The following is an 18,501-nucleotide window of genomic DNA, read 5'->3' as shown; positions in this document are numbered from 1 at the left end:
AAGCGTAACGAACGCTGTTTCAGCTAATTCGCTACGCTTTGCTCAAATTTTCTTTTTCGCTATGTGTTTATTTTAAAATACCGTTTGTAAGCAATCAGCAAGAGTATGCCGGCCACAAACCACACAATAGCCAAAGATGCTATGCCAAAAGAGAGTCCTAATACAGGTTTTAAAAGTCCCAAGATCATAGGAGCAAAAGCACCCACAGCAAAACCAGTCATCTGCATAACTCCAGAAGCTGAAGAATGATATTTTTCCGGAATCACATCGTACAACACTGAATATGTATTCGCATCAAAGAAAGCACGGGCAAAACCAAATCCGGCAAATCCTACATATACGACAGGCAATAGTGAAGACAACCCCATCAACACAATAAAAGGTGTTGCGACCAATAATCCGATTGCTTGCATCAACAAGCGATTCGCCGGATTCTTTACTGCCAATCGATCCGAATACCTCCCTGCCAAAATGATCCCGATAAAAGCAAACAAATGTGTATAAAACATCGAATGAAAACCTGCATCAGCCAAATCCATATCGAACTGTTCATACAAATAGGTCGGCATCCAAGTCAAATACCCTGTCAGTCCGAAAATCAAAGCACTGAATCCCAATGTCAGACAGAGAGCTGTCGGAACTTTAAAAAGGATTTTCATAGAGTCGAGGAAAGGGATGGTATCCCTTGCTTCAACAATCCGTTCTTTTTGTTCCATCGGTTTATCCTTAAGTCTACAAATCAAAACCACTGTATGAATTACACCGAAGCCTCCAAATATATAAAATGCATTATGCCAGCCATAATGTTGTCCGATATAACCTGCAAGAAATCCACTAATCACAATACCTATATAATAGGCTGTTTGATGAATAGACATCGCAAAAGCACGGGTTTCAACATGATAATCCGACAATAACACGTAGTTAGCCGGTCCGAACAAAGCCTCTCCCATTCCCGTTGCAACACTTCTAAAAAAGATTAACATCAATACACCATTAGCTAAACCTGTAAACATTGTAGCCACGCTCCATAACGCTATACTAAAAATAATAATCCATTTCCGACTTAATTTATCCCCTACATAGCCTGCAAAAGGGACACAAAGAGCGAAAACAAGATTGAAGGCTGTAGAAATTGCACCTATCTGGAAATCACTTAACATTAGCTCTTCCCGTATTAAGGGCAACACTACATTGAAAACTTGTCGGTCCGCTTGATTCAAAAAATAGGCTATCCAAAGAAGAAAAAGAACTTCCCATTTATAGTATGATGTATTAATATTGATCTTCATTGTATATTATTTCTTTCCATTTCTAATTTCATACATATGATATCCTACCTCTCTAATGGCCTTAATTGTTTCCGGATAAGGAGTATCGCATATATCTGTAAAACCAACCTGAAAACATTCTCCATCAAAACGTCCAGTCACCATTTGATCAGAAAATTGATGCCAATGGGTACCAATTATATTCGGATGAGATAACGCTGATTCCACATATTTTATATATGCATCGCCTCGAGCTTTCTGATCTTTAACTTGAATCAAACTCGGATGGAAAAGACCTCGATCTAGTGCGCCAAAATGGAATTCACCGATCATCATTGGTTTATCAATTCCTTCAGGAAACTTAAACCAATCAAGATTATGATTATAAATATTATAGCTTATCACATCGCAATGCTTTGCCGCACAACGTATAACATCTTCTCTTGCACCTCCAGCAAAACGACATCCCATATACAATTTATGAGGGGCTACCTTATTGAACACTTCCTTTATATTCTTAAAATAAGCATCAATAACGAAAAGAGAGAACTCTTTACAATCGCTATATGCATCTTTTCCTGGCTCTTCCTCCCTTGATAAAAGATCATTCCAATCTCGATAACTGGATTTCCACTTTTGATTTAAGTCATTTATAGTCTTATATTTCGATTTCAAAAATTTTACTAACTCTTTTTTAGCCGGCTGAGAAGCAGGAGATTTCATCGTCCAAAGAGCTAAAGCATAATCACTACCCCAATTCAACTCATTATCCACAAAAAATCCATAACACCACGGATCCTTTATCTCATCTTTACGCTCCAAAAGACTCTTTTTTACGTTCGCTTTAAACTCCGGATGGAATGGATCTCTGAAATCCCACCACCAGCCAGTATTTGCACTACCTTCTATACTTGGAGATTTGATCTCAAAACGATCGCAATAGGGAGTCTTTCCCATCATAAATATATATTTATCCGAACTATTGGCAATCGTATTTAAGCCCCAACTTTTAAGACGCTTGTGACAAATCTCAGCATAGTCATCCTGCCAATTATCACCATATTTACGCTTAATATTTGCTGCAGAAAAGTTATAGGTCTCTTTTATCCCTCTTTTGGTATAATAAGGTTGTAATAATTCATCGTGTAACAAATAAAACAAACCATATTCAGTATCATTTTCAGCCGGTAAATTTTCAAAATAGAGCTTTCGGTTATCCAAAGGAGTTATACCACAGGAAGGAGTGACACGAACTACACCATGTGACCAGAATAAATAGCCATCCGGATCAACCATCCACCATTTTTCATCTATCTTCTTCACATAGAAGTAGCCTTTAGCCTCCTGATGAGGCCCCTTTTTCCATCCTCCATACTGACTCCACGAATTAGGGCCAGGATGACTATTCAAATCATCCTTCTCTTTTTCTAAATTTACATGTAAATCTTCGTCTGAATAAACCTTTCCTGGCCAATTCTTAAACTTAAACTGTCCATACATATCTACAAAGGGGAAAAAATTATCATCAGACAATGTCATCCAGACTGGAATATCATACCTACTGTTATTAATCATCTTAACCTGTCTGATTCCCCATTCAATTTCATTATAGGAAGATTCTACATAAAATGAAATAGCAGTTACATGTTCTGGATCCAAATCGATTAAACGAGCAGGATGATAACGATCTCCAAAAGTTCCATATGGATTTATATGCATACCAAACAATTTTTCTTCCACTTTCGGATAAAATCTTTTACGAGGAATATCCATTACCATAACTTTCGTTTCATTAGGTTGAATCAAAACATAATCTCTAAAAAAATTCTTAAATGCCTTCAGATTCATGTCCCGGTTCTCTAAACGAACAGCAATCTTCAACGGTATATTAGAATAATTGACCAATGAAACCTCCATTTGATCATACAACTGTAAATCCCAATTACCAGAGAATCTCACACCTTCTCCTCCTTGCCCCTTAGATATCTTCACTTTCAGATCATCTCCTCTCTTTTCAAATACACTGTTTCCAATCGATGTGCAACTTTGTAAAGAAATGTCTTTATTTATCAAAACCAATTGTCCGAAACAATAAGTACTTCCTGCCAATAAAATGGACAGGCATATAAAAAAATCAAAAACAGCCCTTTTCATGATATTAAATTTTCATATTAGTTATCTAACTTCATCATAAACATAAATACCTTAATACCCATCATTCTGAGTCATATTTGAATTGATCAAGATTTCAGTAGTCGGAATCGGCCACAAATATTGTTTAGGAGCGTCAAACTTCCGATTCGTAAGTAGTTTTACCAGCCCTTTATTATACATACCCGAGAAATCGACAGTCCCATCTTCATCAATCGGAGGTATTTCCGGGAAAAACCATCCACCTTTATTGACGACATTCTCACGTAAACTTTCCGGATCCAACATGCCATACATCGGAGTATTCAATACTTTCTCAGCCAAACGCCAACGAATGATATCTTCATATCTTGTTCCTTCCCATGCAAATTCCATGCGTCTCTCTATCCGCAAGATTTTTCGTAATTCATTCTGATCAGTTGTAGAAATAACAGGATACGAAGATTCATTTGCATAAGCCCGAGCCCTTACTTGATTCATAACATTTAAAACAGACTGATCTATTTCATTCAATTCTATTTTTGATTCTGCATACATCAACAACACATCGGCATAACGCATCACGATATTATCAGGATCAACCTGATAACTCAAACAGCTTTCATTCATTCCCTTCTTGGCTATCAGTCCATTATAAGATGCATACTGATCAACCCCACGGCTATCCTTGTTTTCAACAAACTCTCCCGTTTTCACATTTAGCACCTGCAATGAATCCGGATGTGGTTGATAGATTAACCCTAAATACTCACTCCCAAACTCAGCCATTGTGGCTTTTAAACGAGGATCACGATTTCTAAACGGATTATGAGGATCAAACAATGGAGATTCATCAATAGGTAACCCATCAGTACACAAATAAGAACAAAACAAATCCCAAGAAGGCCCTCCATTATTCCACCCGCCTATTATGCGAGAAATTTGACAACGTAAAACATAATCCGGAAATATTATCTTCTGTTCCACAGCTCTGGGGGTACAGAAAATTGTTTCAACGGAATTTTTAGTTTCCGGATAAAATAACTTTTCATAATCCGGATATAATTCATACTTACCTAAATTTATACAACTATTTGCTGCATCCCGGGCTATTGCGTAATTCCCCATATAAAGGGCAACGCGGGCTTTCATGGCATAAGCAGCTCCTTTCGTCGCAAACTGATAAGAATTGCTATTATATGAGACTGGTAAATTTTCAATTGCATAATCAAAGTCTTTATATATCTCTTCCAATATTTGCAATTTAGGGGTACGTCCCAAAGAATAAAAATCATCTATATCTATATTTTCAGTATAATAGGGAACATCTCCATATAAGAAAATAAGTTTTCCATACATACAAGCCCTTGAAAAACGCGCATTAGCACGGTACATTGCGATTTTTTCTTCAGACATGATTCCTTCTGTACGCTGTATATTGCTTATTATTAAATTAGCGGCAGCAATATTTTTATAAGCCCTTTTCCATAGGCTTGTAACGAACGAACTCTGCCCATTAATAGTAGCATTTGTTATAGCTGTCAAAGATGTTCTTCTAGTAAAATTATCAGTGTACTCATCTTTTAAATCTTGGTCTCCCACAAACTGAACATCTTTCCAAAAATCCTGATGAAATAATCGAATAACAGACATTTGGATTTCATCTTCATTTGTGTACCATGTTTCGCTTGATCCCTCTGACAAAGGGTTCAAATCCAATGTATTACAAGAAGAAAACGATAAAGCAATCAATGCTGAATATAATATAACTTGTTTCATAATCAATATTTTTTAAAATTGAACAGATATACCAAATAAGAAAGATGTTGTTACCCAATAAGTACCTATTGCCTCAGGATCATAACCTTTCGGATATCGATCTATAGAAAATAAATCGGATACATTTGCATAAACCCTCAAATTCTGTATTTTCATCTTCTCCACTATATCTTTAGGCAAAGTATATCCCAACACAATATTCTTTAAACGAAAATATCCACCATTGAACAACCAATAATCTGACATTGTATAGTTATTACTATACCCAGTTTCCGAAATTCGAGGGAATTCGGCTTTCAAATTTTGTTCAGCCGTATTGAGTACACTCCAATATTTACCTACAATTATTTGAGGGACATCCCTGAATTGTGCCTCAAAGGGGTGTACCATTTCTTCTGTTTCACGAACATTCTGCTTACCAATCCCTTGAAAAGCAATTGCAAGATCAACATTTTTATATGCCATATTAATAGTTCCACCATATGTAAATCGGGGTAATGATCCTCCCAACAAAACACGATCATATTCCGGTGATATTTTACCATCAGGAACACCATCCGGACCGCTTACATCTACATATTTAATATCACCAGGTTTCACATTTGAGTTCATTCTTGCAGAATTATCCACTTCTTCCTGAGTCTGATAAATTCCATCGGAAAGATAACCATACCATTCATTAAATTCACTCCCTTTTTTCTTCACCTGATCTCCTAGGAACTCGGTTCCTCCAAGATCTCCCATTATAGATTTAGCATCAGATAAATTAAAAGTCGCAGAATAACTAAAATCACCTATTTGATCATTCCAACTTAATTCAATGTCCCAACCTTTAGTATGCATCTTTCCTGTATTTTGATCTGGATTCTCCAATCCCACATAATCTGGAATTTCCAAAGCCAGCAACATATCTTTTGTTTGTTTCTTATAATAATCACCTGAAAAACGCAAACGATTATTCAAAAAATAAGCATCCAAACCTATATCCCATGATTCCGTTGTCTCCCAGGAAATATCCCGAATCGCATATTTATAAACACCTGCCGCCTGACCCGCTACAACTTCATTACCTTGATATAATAGTATATCATTTTGAAAAGCGATCGTTGATTGATATGGATAATTACCTATACGCTCATTACCTAATTGTCCCCATGAACCCCTTAGTTTTAGTGAAGAAAGCCATAACAACTTGTCCTTCATAAAAGACTCTTCCGAAATAACCCATCCGGCAGAGAACGAAGGGAAAAAGCCCCAACGAAAATCCTTTGCAAAACGAGAAGAGCCATCATAACGAGCATTCGCTTGCAAATAGTATCGACTTTTCCAATTATACATAATACGACCAAACCATGAACGATAAGCATTCTGATAAGCAGAACCTGTTGCATATTGATAATTAGCATTTCCTATGTCTAAATAAGGAAAAGATTGTAGCAAATAATTATCTCGTGAACCGGACATAGATTCATCGTAATAATAATAATTTTCATATCCAGCCATCACATTAAAATTATGCTCTTTAAAACTCTTTGTATAATTCACAAACAATTGTGTTGTTGTACTCATATTATCAGGACGAGATTCAGTCAATGTTGTTTTAGTAGCCCCCATTATATATCCAACTGTTGTGTTAGGATCATTCCAATATGTATAAGGTATTGATTTTGCAAATGTCTTTTGCTTATCACGATAAAACTGAGGAGCAAAAACGCCTGTGATCTTTAAGCCTTCAAACGGTTTAATATTTACAGCCATTTTTCCTCCTACTGCTAAGGTTTTACTTTGTTTACTACCACCTGCTACCAATAAAGCATAAGGGTTTTCTCCCGTTTTACCCTCAGCAATACGTCCGTCAGACCACTCTGCAGCATAAATAGGAGCAGAAAGCCGTCTGGTAGCTGTCATTGTATAACGAGCCGGTGACTCAGATATGGAATAAATACCATTCACATCTATAGATGCATCAATCCAATCATTAAAATAAATATCATTATTTGCGCGAAACATCATACGATCATAATTCTTTCCTTTATATAAAGCATCACTTTGATCGTACTCTGCAGTTATTTTTGTACGTAGTTTTTCTGTTCCCCCAATGATATTCAATTTATGACTTTGCTTTGTCGATTTTTTTTTCATCATTATATTCATCCAATCAACATCAGGATATTGATCCGGATTTTGAAGATGCATAGTAGCATAATTATCTATAGATTCTTGACTATAAGTTGTATATTGATTTCCTTGGTTATTTTTATCATTCCAATCCCTTTCATTAATCATACGCATATAAGTTTGTGCATCTGCATACTCTACTGTAGTAGTAGGTTTATCTAATGAAAATTCATAGTTATAATTAATATTAAAGGTACCTTTCTTTGCTCTTTTCGTAGTAACCAATATAACACCTGCTGCAGCACGAGAACCATAAATTGAAGCAGATGCAGCATCTTTCAATACTGATATGCTCTCTATATCTTCAGGATTCACCCAATCTAATGTTCCCGGTACTCCATCCACAATCACAAGCGGATCAGTGTTGTTGATAGAGGTAATACCTCTCACACGAATTGTTGCAGATGAACTCGGATCACTCCCTGAACGAGAAACCCGAACACCAGAAACTGCACCTTGCAATGCTTGGGATACCCGCATTGATTTACGATCTGCCAATTTAGAGCCATCAACTGAAGCAACAGAGCCAGTCAAATCTTGTTTCTTTACAGTACCATATCCAATAGCAACAACTTCTTCCAAAGAATAAGTATCTTCTTCCAATATGATATTCACAATTCTCCTCTCTCTTACCTTTACTTCTTGTTGTATATATCCAATATAAGAAATTACCAACGTTGCATCCAATGTTACATTAAGAGAGAATTTCCCTTCCATATCTGTAATTGTCCCATTTGTTGTTCCTTTTTCAACAACATTTGCACCGACAATAGCTTCACCAGCTGCATCTTTTACAACTCCGGTAATAGGAACATTCTGTGCATGAAGCAAGAAGCACAAAGAATGAAAAACCAAACACAACAGAATACAAGTTAATGCCCTGTAATCATGTTGTCGACTTAGATTTAAGATCTTTCTCATGAAAAATAGATTTAATAGATTAAACATAAAGCTTACACCACACACAACAACAGTTTGAGAATACAACTATTGTGTAGTGTGGTGCAAACATAAAGATAAAATAATAAACAAACAAGCAAATCAGACCTTTTTTTCGAAGAGATTCAACATTTTATGACAAACAGTTGAATAACATTTACAATACAAAGTCGGATAAACATATTTTAAGTTTTGAGGATCAAGTATTTGTGACTACACAAAAATTAATACTTTTTTCTATCCAAATCAATTTAAACTCTCCCCGCTTTTAGTTTTACCAATAAATTATTTTCATTAAATTTGCACCACATTACACTTAAGTCTAAAAGATAAATCGATAAATAAATGGATAAGCTGATAAAAATCGATACAAATTCACAGGTGCCTGTTTATAAGCAGATCATCGAGCAAATTACGAATTTGATCTATATCGGGCAATACAGGGCTGGAGAACTTCTTCCATCAATGAATGAATTGTCTGATCAATTAGAAATATCAAAAGAGACTATCAAGAAAGCTTATTCCATCCTTCGCCAGAGAAATCTGATTGAAGCGACTCAAGGAAAAGGCTTTTTTGTGGCAGATAGCACTGTCGACCGCAAGATGAACATATTATTACTATTCGATAAGATCAGTACATACAAACAAGTCCTTTACAACTCTTTTTATCGACACATCGGGAATTATGCAGAAATAACAATCCGCTTGCATAATCAGGATATAGATGTCTTTGAAAAATTTATTGACGAGAACCTGGATACATTCGATTATTATGTGATTACTCCTCATTTCCCGCTAAAAGCCGATGTCCACAAGAGAGTATTAAAAGCAATTAAGCGAATTCCCAATCGGAAACTGATCTTACTGGATAAAGGGCTGGATGACCTACCTGGAAATTATGGGGCAATTTATCAGGATTTTCATCACGACGTATATGAAGGGATGATGCAAGGAGTAAAAAAGATCAAAAAATATTCAAAACTCAATGTTACGACATCAACATCCAGTTTGTATGCTCCTTATATAAAGGACGGCATTAAACAATTCTGCGCAGATAACAATATCGAAGTTGAATTCCATCCGACCATCTCACCCGAAATCATTCATCCGAAAGAGGTCTATCTGATTTTGAACAGTCAGTTGGATACAGAACTAATTCAACTGATCCGGTTCGCAAAGGAACAGAAATTCAAAATAGGGAAAGATATCGGAATCATTTCTTATAATGAAGCGCCTATCAATGAAATCATACAGGATGGACTAACCACTATTTCCACTGATTTCGAACAAATGGGAGAACTGGCCGCCAAAATGATTCTGGAGAAAAATCCGCGGAAAATAAAATGTGATTTCAAACTGATCAAAAGAAATACATTTTAATAACAGTTCTCTTTTAAGATTGTCCATGGTAAGAAATCAGACCGGGAAGCGGACTTCGTTCGATCACTCCGATCTCGATATCCAACCTCCGGGCAACATCCTTCAACTGTTCCTGATAATACCAGGCAATAGAACCGACAAAATGAACCGGGTATTTCAAATACTCATACTGCATGACATTACGAGTAAAGAAATCTGTAAAGCTCTTACAAACCAACTGTTGAATACTCGGTTCCTCTATATGTTCCAGCAAGAACGGAGATAAACCGGCCAAAAAACGATTGGGGAAAGGCTGACGATAAACTTTCTCCAGAACAATATCCTGCGTCAAATGATACTCTTCAAAAAAAGCCTGGCTCAAAGCCGGAGGTAGCTGATTCTTCAACGCGTCACTCACCAGCAGGCGACCTAAAACCGAACCGGCTCCTTCGTCTCCCAACATAAATCCCAGAGGAGGTACTTTTTTGACAATCTCTTTCCCGTCATACTGGCAAGAGTTAGAACCCGTTCCCAAAATACAGGCGATACCAGACTGACGACCACAAAGTGCACGGGCTGCTGCCAGCAAGTCGCTACCTACTTCCACCTGAACCGGCAGATAATGAGCAATAGCTCTACGCAACATCTCGTTCTTTTCAGAAAATGCGCATCCTGCCCCATAAAAATAAACAGCTTTGATAGTCGGATACTCCTTTATTTCCGGAATCAGACGTTCTTCTATTTCAGATAATATCTCCTCTTCAGTCTGAAAATAAGGATTAATACCACGCGTCTTGATTCTATATATTTCCTGACTGCCAGACACAATGCTCCAATCTGTCTTGGTTGAACCGCCATCTGCAATCAATATCATTTTAGCCATAGAATAGTTTTCCTTTTTATTTTTTCTTTTTCCCAAACTCCGGATCAATCTTCAAACAAGCCGTGACAAGCAGTGTCACTAAGCAACAGCCCATCACCCACCAGAAGAAGTTTTCATATCCCATCTGCTCTTGCAACCAGCCTGCCGCCATTCCGGGAAGCATCAGGCCCAATGCCATAAAGGCGGTACAGATCGCATAATGCGCCGTCTTATGTTCGCCGTCGGAATAATAAATCAGGTACAACATATAAGCCGTGAACCCGAAACCGTAGCCGAACTGTTCGATAAAGACACAGATATTGACGATCCACAGGTTGTCCGGCAAAGCCGTACTGAGATAGATAAAGACGGCATCGGGCAACGATATAGCCAATGCCATCGGCCATATCCATTTCTTCAATCCGCCGGCAGAAGCGGCAATGCCGCCTAATATGCCGCCCAAAGTCAATCCGATCGTGCCGATTGTCCCATACACCAACCCGATCTCGGCAGTCGAAAGCCCCAATCCTCCCACTTCGCGGGGATCGACCAGGAAAGGCGTGACTAACTTCGACAACTGCGCCTCCGGAAAACGGTACAACAGCATAAACAGGATTGCAACCAACGTCTGTTTCTTCTTGAAGAATGAGGCGAAAGTCGCGAAAAACTCTTTCAAGATCGTGCCCGGCGTAACCGTGGCGGAAGGTTTGTCTCCTTTCGGAGCAGGCAATATATAGCGGTGATAGAGGAACAAAGCCAGGAACAGCCCCGCCAGGATAAAGAACGTGACGGACCAGGCAAGCGGAATCTTCCCCGTCCGGTTCTCCAAGAACCCGGCAAACATCACCAACACTCCCTGCCCGGCAATAATCGCAATCCGGTAGAACGTGCTGCGGATGCCGACAAAGAACGCCTGCTCGTGCGAATCGAGCGCCAGCATATAGAAACCGTCCGCCGCAATATCGTGTGTCGCCGAACTGAAAGCTAACAACCAGAACACTGCCAACGAAGCCTGGAAGAAGAAAGCGGTCGGAATCGTAAAGGCAACGCCGGCAAGTCCGGCGCCGATCAGCAACTGCATCGTCACCACCCACCAACGCTTCGTCTTCAGCAGATCGACAAAAGGACTCCAGAACGGTTTGATCACCCAGGGAAGATTCAACCAGCTCGTATAAAGGGCGATATCCGTATTGGATATTCCCAGGCGTTTATACATCAGGACCGAAACAATCATCACCGCCACGTAAGGGATTCCCTGCGCAAAATAGAGGGAAGGAACCCAGAACCAGGGCGACCTTGCGGACGTTTTATCAGACAAAGGCTTATGTGGGATCATACTTTTTCTCTTATCTTTCGGATTATCTCATTCTTTTCTGCTTCTGTAATGCTGACCTCCCGCCAGACTTTCTCCAGGTCGGCATACGTCACTTTCCGGAAGTCTTTCTCTAACGGGACAACAAACAAACCGGACATCTCGACGGTAGCCGGGCTGATCAATATATTGTCGTCTCCCTCCGCATAATAGCAGGAAGGACGCAATTCGCGCCGGGGAAAGACACAGGTGATCCGGGAATCGCCTTCCGTCCAGACCAGGACGTTCATCATCGGTTCATAGTCGCCCGGCTTCACATCCATCTCATTATATAATAATGTAAAGACTTCCACGGCTTCCGCCTTGTCGGCAGACACCAGGATAAAGGCTGTCGGCAGATGATCGGACAACGCATAGAGGCGCGTCCGATCGCCTTCCCGGACAATCGCCTTCGAAGCCTCGGCCCAGCTTTCCGTAATCGGGAAGCCGCCTCGCCTTCCTGCCTGGAAATGCATATGGTCGGGAGCGGAAGCCCCGCACTTGGGCCCGTTATAAAACAAAGCGTAGCCGGGCAGAGCGGACGCCAAGTCCAGCATATCGCCGTAGTAAGGCGCAATCTGCTGTTTCTCATGCCGCCGCAGCGGAACTGTCAGGTGGTCGTTGAAGATCGGATAAGGGTTGACCAGAATCTCGAAGAGGTCATTAAACACCACGCTCTTCTGCTCCTCCGGCCGATGGCAGAAGAAACAGGGGCGCGCCGCCAAGGAAGCCTTGTCTATCTTAGCGGCGGACGAGCGAATCCGCTCGGGATTAAACTGAAGAATCGTAAGCCTGCTATCTCCCTCAAAGCAACGGGTCTGCACATGCGTTAGCGAGGCATAATTGTCACACGCCAACTTCCAGTCCTTCTTCTGAGAGAGAAGGAGCGATTCTATTTGTTGTTCCAGCTCATTCATATATTTCGTGTTTTCACGGTTGTCAGCACCTTTACCCGCATCACAAAAGTAGTGAAAAAAAACAGGTCACATACTTTTATCCGGCTAATAAGGATGAATTAGCGAACCGTTCGGTATAAATTAGCCCGGAAGAGGCTGCCCATTAGTCGTCCGCCAGGCGCCGAACGATCGTTCGCTTGCCGGCGGACGATCGTTCACTGGGCGGCGGACGATCGTTCACTGGGCGGCGGACGATCGTTCACTGGGCGGCGGACGATCGTTCACTGGGCGGCGGACGATCGTTCACTGGGCGGCGGACGATCGTTCACCGCCAAGCGAACGATTTATCTATAGGTATCCTTCCACTAATTCATACCGAACAAACGGCTAAGCGATAGAGGAGAAAGAAATAAGAGATAAAGAGGTTATCGTTCATCGAAAAATACATACCTTTAGCCAAACTATAATTCTAATTACCATGAAACACCTGTTTTTCTGCTCTTCCCTGATTATCCTGAGCCTGTCGGCTTGCAGCGGAAAGCAAAACACAACTGCCGGGATTGAAAACGAGACGCCACCGGCAGACACCGTCGCCATCGAAATAATCCCGGAACTTCCGCCTTTGGAGGCCGGGGAAGTGTTCCTCAAAGGAAAGGAGGTATTCTCCGAAGAGACGGAACTCACAGGGACACACATCGAGGAACCGGATACGTTCATCTTCAAACCGGTCGAACCGACTATGGTGATCCGGGACAGCCTCTTGATTATGGGTTGCAGGGACGCGCCGTTTTATGTATTCCGTTATCCTTCGTTTACGCACGTGAAAACAATCGGTGACCGGGGAAACGGACCGGATGAGTTTATGCTGCCGGTCGCCATAGAATCCTCTGACCCGGCCTATCTTTGCTATATGCTGGACGGATACAACGGTAATCTTTACGGTCTCGACTCGCATCTGGAAGAGCATTTTATAAAGAAAGCATTCGACCGGAAGTCGGTCTGGGATTATGTCGAACATGCTTATCCGGCGGGAGAGAAAGCGATTCTCTACCAAATGGGCAGCAACATCTACCGCGTCCCTCTGGAGAATGATTCGATCCAACGGGAAAAGCTGTATAATCTTCGCCTGCAACATTCCAAAGGCATACCGGCGACAGGCGCGCTTTGCACCAATCCCGGACGCGACCGGATGGTCTTCGCCTATAAATACACCAAGATCATCAAGTTCATGGATATGGAGGCAAAGACTGTCCGGACGCTCAACTTCGAGCAATCCGAGTTCGACGAAAAGACGCTGACCGTCATAAACGGACTGGATGCGAACGTCACCCATTATATGCAAGTGTTGCCGACCCGCGATTACGTCTACATCACCCACTCGGGACGAACGCCTTATGTCGTGGCGGCGGAAGCCCAGAAAGGCAACAACTATATGTATCTGGAGAAATACGACTGGAACGGCAATCCTGTCAAACGATACAAGCTACATGACTTTTGCGTCTACAATGTCATAGATCCTAAAACCGGCACGCTGGTCATGACAACTTATTACCACGACGACCCGTTCGTGGTCTATCACCTGGACGAATGAGCGTTCTGCGCGATCCGGGCCTGTAGTTCCCAGGTCCGGATGCGGTCCTTGTAAGTGTTATGTCCGTTCATCTTCACGATATCGAGGGCGGCATCGGAGTTGTCTTCCCAACGGCGGCAGAGATAGAGGACGTCGTAGATGCGCCCGATCTGCCAGGTGCGGGAGATGCGCAGTCCTAAGGCGTAATCTTCTCCGTAGCTGGTATTCGGAAGATTGATCGTCCGGAGAACCGGCGTGTAGAAAGCACGGGGAGCGCCCAGGCCGTTGATGCGAAGGGCGTTGTTGCGTCCGTTCTCCGGCGTCCACTCTTTATGGTCGATCACGCCGGGCGGGATTTCGTTCATTGCGAAGTCCGTCATCCGGTATGTGCCGACAACCATTGCGCAGTTCTGTTCGTAGAAGGCATTTACGATCTTCTGCAACGTGTCGGGGCCGCTGTACACATCGTCGCTATCGAGCTGGACGGCAAACTTTCCGCATGCCGGATGATGGACGCCTAAGTTCCAGCAACCGCCGATACCGAGGTCAGAACGCGCGGGGATCAGATGGATCACACGTTCATCCGAGGTGTATTTCCCGATGACTTCGGACGTGCCGTCCGTCGAATGGTTGTCTATAATAATCAGGTTGAAACGGAAAGTTGTCTGCTGTGCCAGCACGGAACGGATGGCGTCTTCGATGGTACGGATGCGGTTGCGGACGGGAATAATAACAGAAGCTTCCTGCTCGAAAGTCCCGGCATCGAAAGCGATCGGTTCGAAACGGGGAGCGAGATAGCCGCCGCACCGTTTCAGGTAAGCCGTGCAGGCCGCTTCCATCTCGATTTGCACCGCCCGGTTCTTCGGGTCGACATAATCGAACAACTTCTCCCCGCTCTTGCGCTTGTCCTGTTCCACTTCCGAATACAGATATTCATTGATATGGACCAGCCCGGCCAATTCGGAAACACGAAGGCGCAGGTCGTAAAGTCCGGCAAAGCGATAATCACGGTCCATCGCCGCCACCGCCTGCTTCAATACGGCTGAGTCGAACAGCAGGACGGAACCGAAGTCGAAGTCGTCGCGCAGACTGCCTTGCTGGTAATCGATCACCGGGGCGGGTTTATAGACGCCGGCTTCCACCTGGTAATGGTCTGCATAAAGCATTCCGGCATGTGTATCGCCGGCTATTGCCAACATACGTTCCAGGGCGAATTGTCCGGGTTCGAGCGTCGTATATTTCGTATATAATAATGTATAGGCTGTATCGGCGTGTGAAGCGATAGCCCGGCAAGCGGCAGTGCTGCTGAGCGAACCGACAGATAAAACTTCACATCCCATAACCGTGCCGGAAGCGGGCTCTGCCGATAACAAATATATCTTTTTTATCCGGTCGCAAAGCCTCAACCCTTTGATGGTTTGTTCGGCCTGGGAAAGAGAAAGGAACGGAATAAAACAATTTATCATTTCCATCGTGTTATTAGTTTATACCGGAAGCAAAAATAAGGATAAAATATGAGCTTTTACCGGAAGATAAAAGTATCTTTGTATGCGACACCCAAAATAGAACAAATGAAACACCAGATAATCCTGCTTGGGAAAGACATCACCTCTGTCTACCACGGCATCAAAGAATTCGGGCCGGACCACATTCACCTGCTCTATACGGATGCAACGGATCATATAGAAACGCCTATGTATCCATTGTTGCCATCCTCCATCCGATGCAACCGCTATAAGGCGGAACCTTACAACGGGAATAACGTAATCGACGTATGCCGCCGGATTCACCGGGAACATCAGGGCGAGTTTACATACAACCTGTCCGAAGGAACAAAGGTCATGGCATTTGCGGCTTTCGTTGTCGCCAAAGAGTCGGGCGCCAATGCTTTCTACCTGACACAACACGGAGAAGTTGTCCATCTGAGCAAATTCGAAAACCATCCGCTGCAAAGCTCGCTCAACAACGACGAGATTCTGAGCTTGAGCGGCAACACCCTTTCGGACTATCATGACGCGAAAGAGTTAAGCGATGAGGACGTGAAGGCCTCGAAGCGCATCAAGCAGTTCATCGAACAGTATCCGCAGGAACATGCCCGCATCCAGAAGTTCTTCAGCATCTTTTGCAAGCGACAGCTGAACCGCCTGCCGTCCTCTAAAATCTTCGCTAACAACCTGAGGTTTAAGCATAGGAACGGTTCCATTCTGGTTACGCTGAGGGAATATGTCTTATTACGTCTGCCCCAAAGTAATGCGACTCATCTTTATTTCGAGGGCCGTTGGTGGGAAACGCTTGTGGCAAACCAGGTCCGCAACTGGAGCTTGCAACGGGAAAACTCGCCGGAGGTCTGGCAAAGCGTCATCTTTCAGACAAACGGACAGGATGCACACCCAAAGAATGAGATCGACGTGCTGCTGAACAACCAGCAGAAGCTGATCTTTATCGAATGCAAGTCGGGCAACGTCACACAGAACGATATTTACAAGATAGACGCTGTCCGGGAAACCTACGGGGGCGACATCTCGCAGGCCGTACTTGCCAGCTATTATCCGATAGAAGAAAGTTTACAGGAAAAATGCAAAGACCTCCAGATATATCTCTTTGCTCCGACGTTCCTGACCGAACGAAACACCTATTTAAACAAAATGCCAGCCTGGTTGGACAAGCTGGCAGATGAACTTCAATTATAAGAGAGCGAAGGTCTTACTTTGCAGGATCGTAGAGAAGGCCTTCCTTTTTCTTCCTTTCGAAAGACAGAGGCAACTTGATACGCTCGCCGATTTCCGTGCGGACAGACTGGCTCTTCAATCCGGTGATACGCGAGATCGCTTCGCTCAACAGCAGCTCGTTCGTATCGCCAAAAGGCAACAACTGATTACCGACAACCAACTCCTCGACCGGCACATCCGGGGCAAAACCGTTTGCATAGTCGGCATTGTGCTCCGCATTATAGATGCGCAAAGTAATCGGGGACACCAGCCATTCATAATCTTCTTTTGTTCCGAAGGTATTCGCTCCCACACGTTTGCCAATCGTTTTCTCACCGATAAGCGTGATATTGCTACGGTCCATATAAGGAATCAGGCAATTGATCACGGCTTCCGAAGCAGAGGCCGTTGTTTCTCCGGTCAAGACGTAAAGGCGTTTCAAGTCCAGATTCGCATTCCCTAATTCGGAGTTCTTCTTCATCAATAAGGTTTCATTCTTCGAGGTTTGTTTATCGTTATGCTCCATGATGCAGAATGTCTTTCCCAAAGCATTGGCCGGAGCCAAGAGAGACGTCATCAGCTGGGCACAGGAAACCAAGCCGCCCTGGTTGTAACGCAAATCCAGCACAAATTCGTTCACATTCTTAGCCTTAAAGCGGGCGAAGATCTGTTTCATCTGATCATTGTACGCCTCATTTTCATCATCCGGTCCGGAAGTAAAACTCTTATATGCCAGGTAACCGACAGTCTTTCCATTAATCGTATAGACGGAATCTTTCAGGAAAGGCGTGTCTTCTACGGCACGGGAAGCTGAAATCGATAGTGTTTCCCTCTTATGAAGAATTACGCTATTATTTACCCGTTCCATATCCGCCAATAGGAAAGTCGTCTCTCCACCACTAAAAAAGGCAGACGTGTTTGTCACATTCGGATTCTCGCTGCCAACAGCAACAATCCAGTCACCGCGCTTCAAACCGGCTTCGGCTGCCGGAGAGTCGGGCAGCACATACAAAACCCAGGCATAATAATGATCACCACTTTTATAAGATGCGAACTCGAAACCATAGGAATCGGATTCCGTGATGGACTTCGTTTCTTCCTTCTTTTTCTCTATCCGGGAAAAGGTCAACCAACTATCTCCATATTTCACGCCATCCTGATCAGATAACAATGATGCGAAGAACTTATCGGGAGACTGGGAGAAGTTCAGACTTCCTTTGTCCGGCACATCCTCATACCACAAATAGTAATCCGTCATAATCTTATAAATCCAGTCATTCGTTCCTTCCTCGGAGAGATCGGGAACTTTATCATCTGTCTTGCAAGACGGGACCAGTAAAAGGAATGCTAACAATCCCATAAGGACGGCAAACGTCTTTTTCTCTAAAGCAAACTTCTGTTTCATTGTCTTATCTGTCTTAATTGAAAAAAATAACCGCGCAACTTCCCAATGGAAAC

General features: G+C 42.7%; 12 protein-coding genes. 3 read left to right on the top strand and 9 right to left on the bottom strand.

Annotated features, from left to right (window positions below):
• Positions 1-59: 59 nt before the first annotated feature.
• The 4 genes from DWU89_RS15865 to DWU89_RS15850 are packed head-to-tail and all read right to left on the bottom strand — an operon-like array spanning position 60 to position 8,279.
• Complete coding sequence (locus tag DWU89_RS15865) at positions 60-1,292, bottom strand: MFS transporter (protein ID WP_115500609.1); 1,233 nt, start codon at positions 1,290-1,292, stop codon at positions 60-62.
• A gap of 6 nt (positions 1,293-1,298) precedes the next feature.
• Complete coding sequence (locus tag DWU89_RS15860; RefSeq protein ID WP_115500608.1) at positions 1,299-3,425, bottom strand: hypothetical protein; 2,127 nt, start codon at positions 3,423-3,425, stop codon at positions 1,299-1,301.
• A 51-nt stretch (positions 3,426-3,476) separates the two neighbouring features.
• A complete protein-coding gene (locus tag DWU89_RS15855) occupies positions 3,477-5,180 on the bottom strand; it encodes a RagB/SusD family nutrient uptake outer membrane protein (protein ID WP_115500607.1) in 1,704 nt (567 codons plus the stop codon).
• A gap of 12 nt (positions 5,181-5,192) precedes the next feature.
• A complete protein-coding gene (locus DWU89_RS15850) occupies positions 5,193-8,279 on the bottom strand; it encodes a SusC/RagA family TonB-linked outer membrane protein (RefSeq protein WP_158543398.1) in 3,087 nt (1,028 codons plus the stop codon).
• 363 nt (positions 8,280-8,642) lie between these two features.
• Here DWU89_RS15850 and DWU89_RS15845 point away from each other — a divergent pair, with 363 nt between their 5' ends.
• Positions 8,643-9,677 carry a GntR family transcriptional regulator gene (locus DWU89_RS15845; protein WP_115500605.1) on the top strand — a complete coding sequence of 345 codons (1,035 nt, stop codon included), beginning with the start codon at positions 8,643-8,645 and terminating at the stop codon, positions 9,675-9,677.
• 13 nt (positions 9,678-9,690) lie between these two features.
• Here DWU89_RS15845 and DWU89_RS15840 read toward each other — a convergent pair whose 3' ends face one another.
• The 3 genes from DWU89_RS15840 to DWU89_RS15830 are packed head-to-tail and all read right to left on the bottom strand — an operon-like array spanning position 9,691 to position 12,786.
• Positions 9,691-10,530, bottom strand: coding sequence for an ATPase (locus tag DWU89_RS15840; RefSeq protein WP_115500613.1), 840 nt, complete (start codon positions 10,528-10,530; stop codon positions 9,691-9,693).
• A 25-nt stretch (positions 10,531-10,555) separates the two neighbouring features.
• The gene (locus DWU89_RS15835) at positions 10,556-11,854 is read right to left on the bottom strand and encodes an MFS transporter (protein WP_115500604.1); all 1,299 of its coding nucleotides are present in this window, start codon (positions 11,852-11,854) and stop codon (positions 10,556-10,558) included.
• Positions 11,851-12,786, bottom strand: a complete 936-nt coding sequence (locus tag DWU89_RS15830) for a DUF4922 domain-containing protein (protein WP_115500603.1) — start codon at positions 12,784-12,786, stop codon at positions 11,851-11,853. Before DWU89_RS15830 ends, DWU89_RS15835 begins: the two co-directional genes overlap by 4 nt.
• Before the next feature lie 457 nt (positions 12,787-13,243).
• Between DWU89_RS15830 and DWU89_RS15825 the strand changes: the two genes are divergently transcribed.
• A complete protein-coding gene (locus DWU89_RS15825) occupies positions 13,244-14,356 on the top strand; it encodes a TolB-like 6-bladed beta-propeller domain-containing protein (protein WP_115500602.1) in 1,113 nt (370 codons plus the stop codon).
• Here DWU89_RS15825 and DWU89_RS15820 read toward each other — a convergent pair.
• A complete protein-coding gene (locus DWU89_RS15820) occupies positions 14,341-15,801 on the bottom strand; it encodes a glycosyltransferase family 2 protein (protein WP_115500612.1) in 1,461 nt (486 codons plus the stop codon). The genes DWU89_RS15825 and DWU89_RS15820 overlap by 16 nt on opposite strands.
• A 105-nt stretch (positions 15,802-15,906) precedes the next feature.
• On the opposite strand from DWU89_RS15820, the gene DWU89_RS15815 reads away from it, so the two are divergent.
• Entirely contained in the window at positions 15,907-17,025 is a 1,119-nt protein-coding gene (locus tag DWU89_RS15815) for a Card1-like endonuclease domain-containing protein (protein WP_115500611.1), read from the top strand.
• A 13-nt stretch (positions 17,026-17,038) separates the two neighbouring features.
• On the opposite strand, the gene DWU89_RS15810 is transcribed toward DWU89_RS15815, so the two are convergent.
• Positions 17,039-18,448 carry a S41 family peptidase gene (locus DWU89_RS15810; RefSeq protein ID WP_115500601.1) on the bottom strand — a complete coding sequence of 470 codons (1,410 nt, stop codon included), beginning with the start codon at positions 18,446-18,448 and terminating at the stop codon, positions 17,039-17,041.
• Between the last annotated feature and the right edge of the window lie 53 nt (positions 18,449-18,501).

Origin of the sequence: Parabacteroides acidifaciens (assembly GCF_003363715.1) — a bacterium.
GTDB lineage: Bacteria > Bacteroidota > Bacteroidia > Bacteroidales > Tannerellaceae > Parabacteroides > Parabacteroides acidifaciens.
Note: the sequence above shows the minus strand (reverse complement) of the source record. Positions and strands in the feature narration are given on the sequence as shown.

What these genes read in the sequence shown, in the direction of transcription:
- DWU89_RS15820 (WP_115500612.1), bottom strand. Translation starts at nt 15,801, where the DNA reads ATGATAAATTGTTTTATTCCGTTCCTTTCTCTTTCCCAGGCCGAACAA.
- DWU89_RS15810 (WP_115500601.1), bottom strand. Translation starts at nt 18,448, where the DNA reads ATGAAACAGAAGTTTGCTTTAGAGAAAAAGACGTTTGCCGTCCTTATG.
- DWU89_RS15845 (WP_115500605.1), top strand. Translation starts at nt 8,643, where the DNA reads ATGGATAAGCTGATAAAAATCGATACAAATTCACAGGTGCCTGTTTAT.
- DWU89_RS15840 (WP_115500613.1), bottom strand. Translation starts at nt 10,530, where the DNA reads ATGATATTGATTGCAGATGGCGGTTCAACCAAGACAGATTGGAGCATT.
- DWU89_RS15865 (WP_115500609.1), bottom strand. Translation starts at nt 1,292, where the DNA reads ATGAAGATCAATATTAATACATCATACTATAAATGGGAAGTTCTTTTT.
- DWU89_RS15855 (WP_115500607.1), bottom strand. Translation starts at nt 5,180, where the DNA reads ATGAAACAAGTTATATTATATTCAGCATTGATTGCTTTATCGTTTTCT.
- DWU89_RS15825 (WP_115500602.1), top strand. Translation starts at nt 13,244, where the DNA reads ATGAAACACCTGTTTTTCTGCTCTTCCCTGATTATCCTGAGCCTGTCG.
- DWU89_RS15815 (WP_115500611.1), top strand. Translation starts at nt 15,907, where the DNA reads ATGAAACACCAGATAATCCTGCTTGGGAAAGACATCACCTCTGTCTAC.
- DWU89_RS15850 (WP_158543398.1), bottom strand. Translation starts at nt 8,279, where the DNA reads ATGAGAAAGATCTTAAATCTAAGTCGACAACATGATTACAGGGCATTA.
- DWU89_RS15830 (WP_115500603.1), bottom strand. Translation starts at nt 12,786, where the DNA reads ATGAATGAGCTGGAACAACAAATAGAATCGCTCCTTCTCTCTCAGAAG.
- DWU89_RS15860 (WP_115500608.1), bottom strand. Translation starts at nt 3,425, where the DNA reads ATGAAAAGGGCTGTTTTTGATTTTTTTATATGCCTGTCCATTTTATTG.
- DWU89_RS15835 (WP_115500604.1), bottom strand. Translation starts at nt 11,854, where the DNA reads ATGATCCCACATAAGCCTTTGTCTGATAAAACGTCCGCAAGGTCGCCC.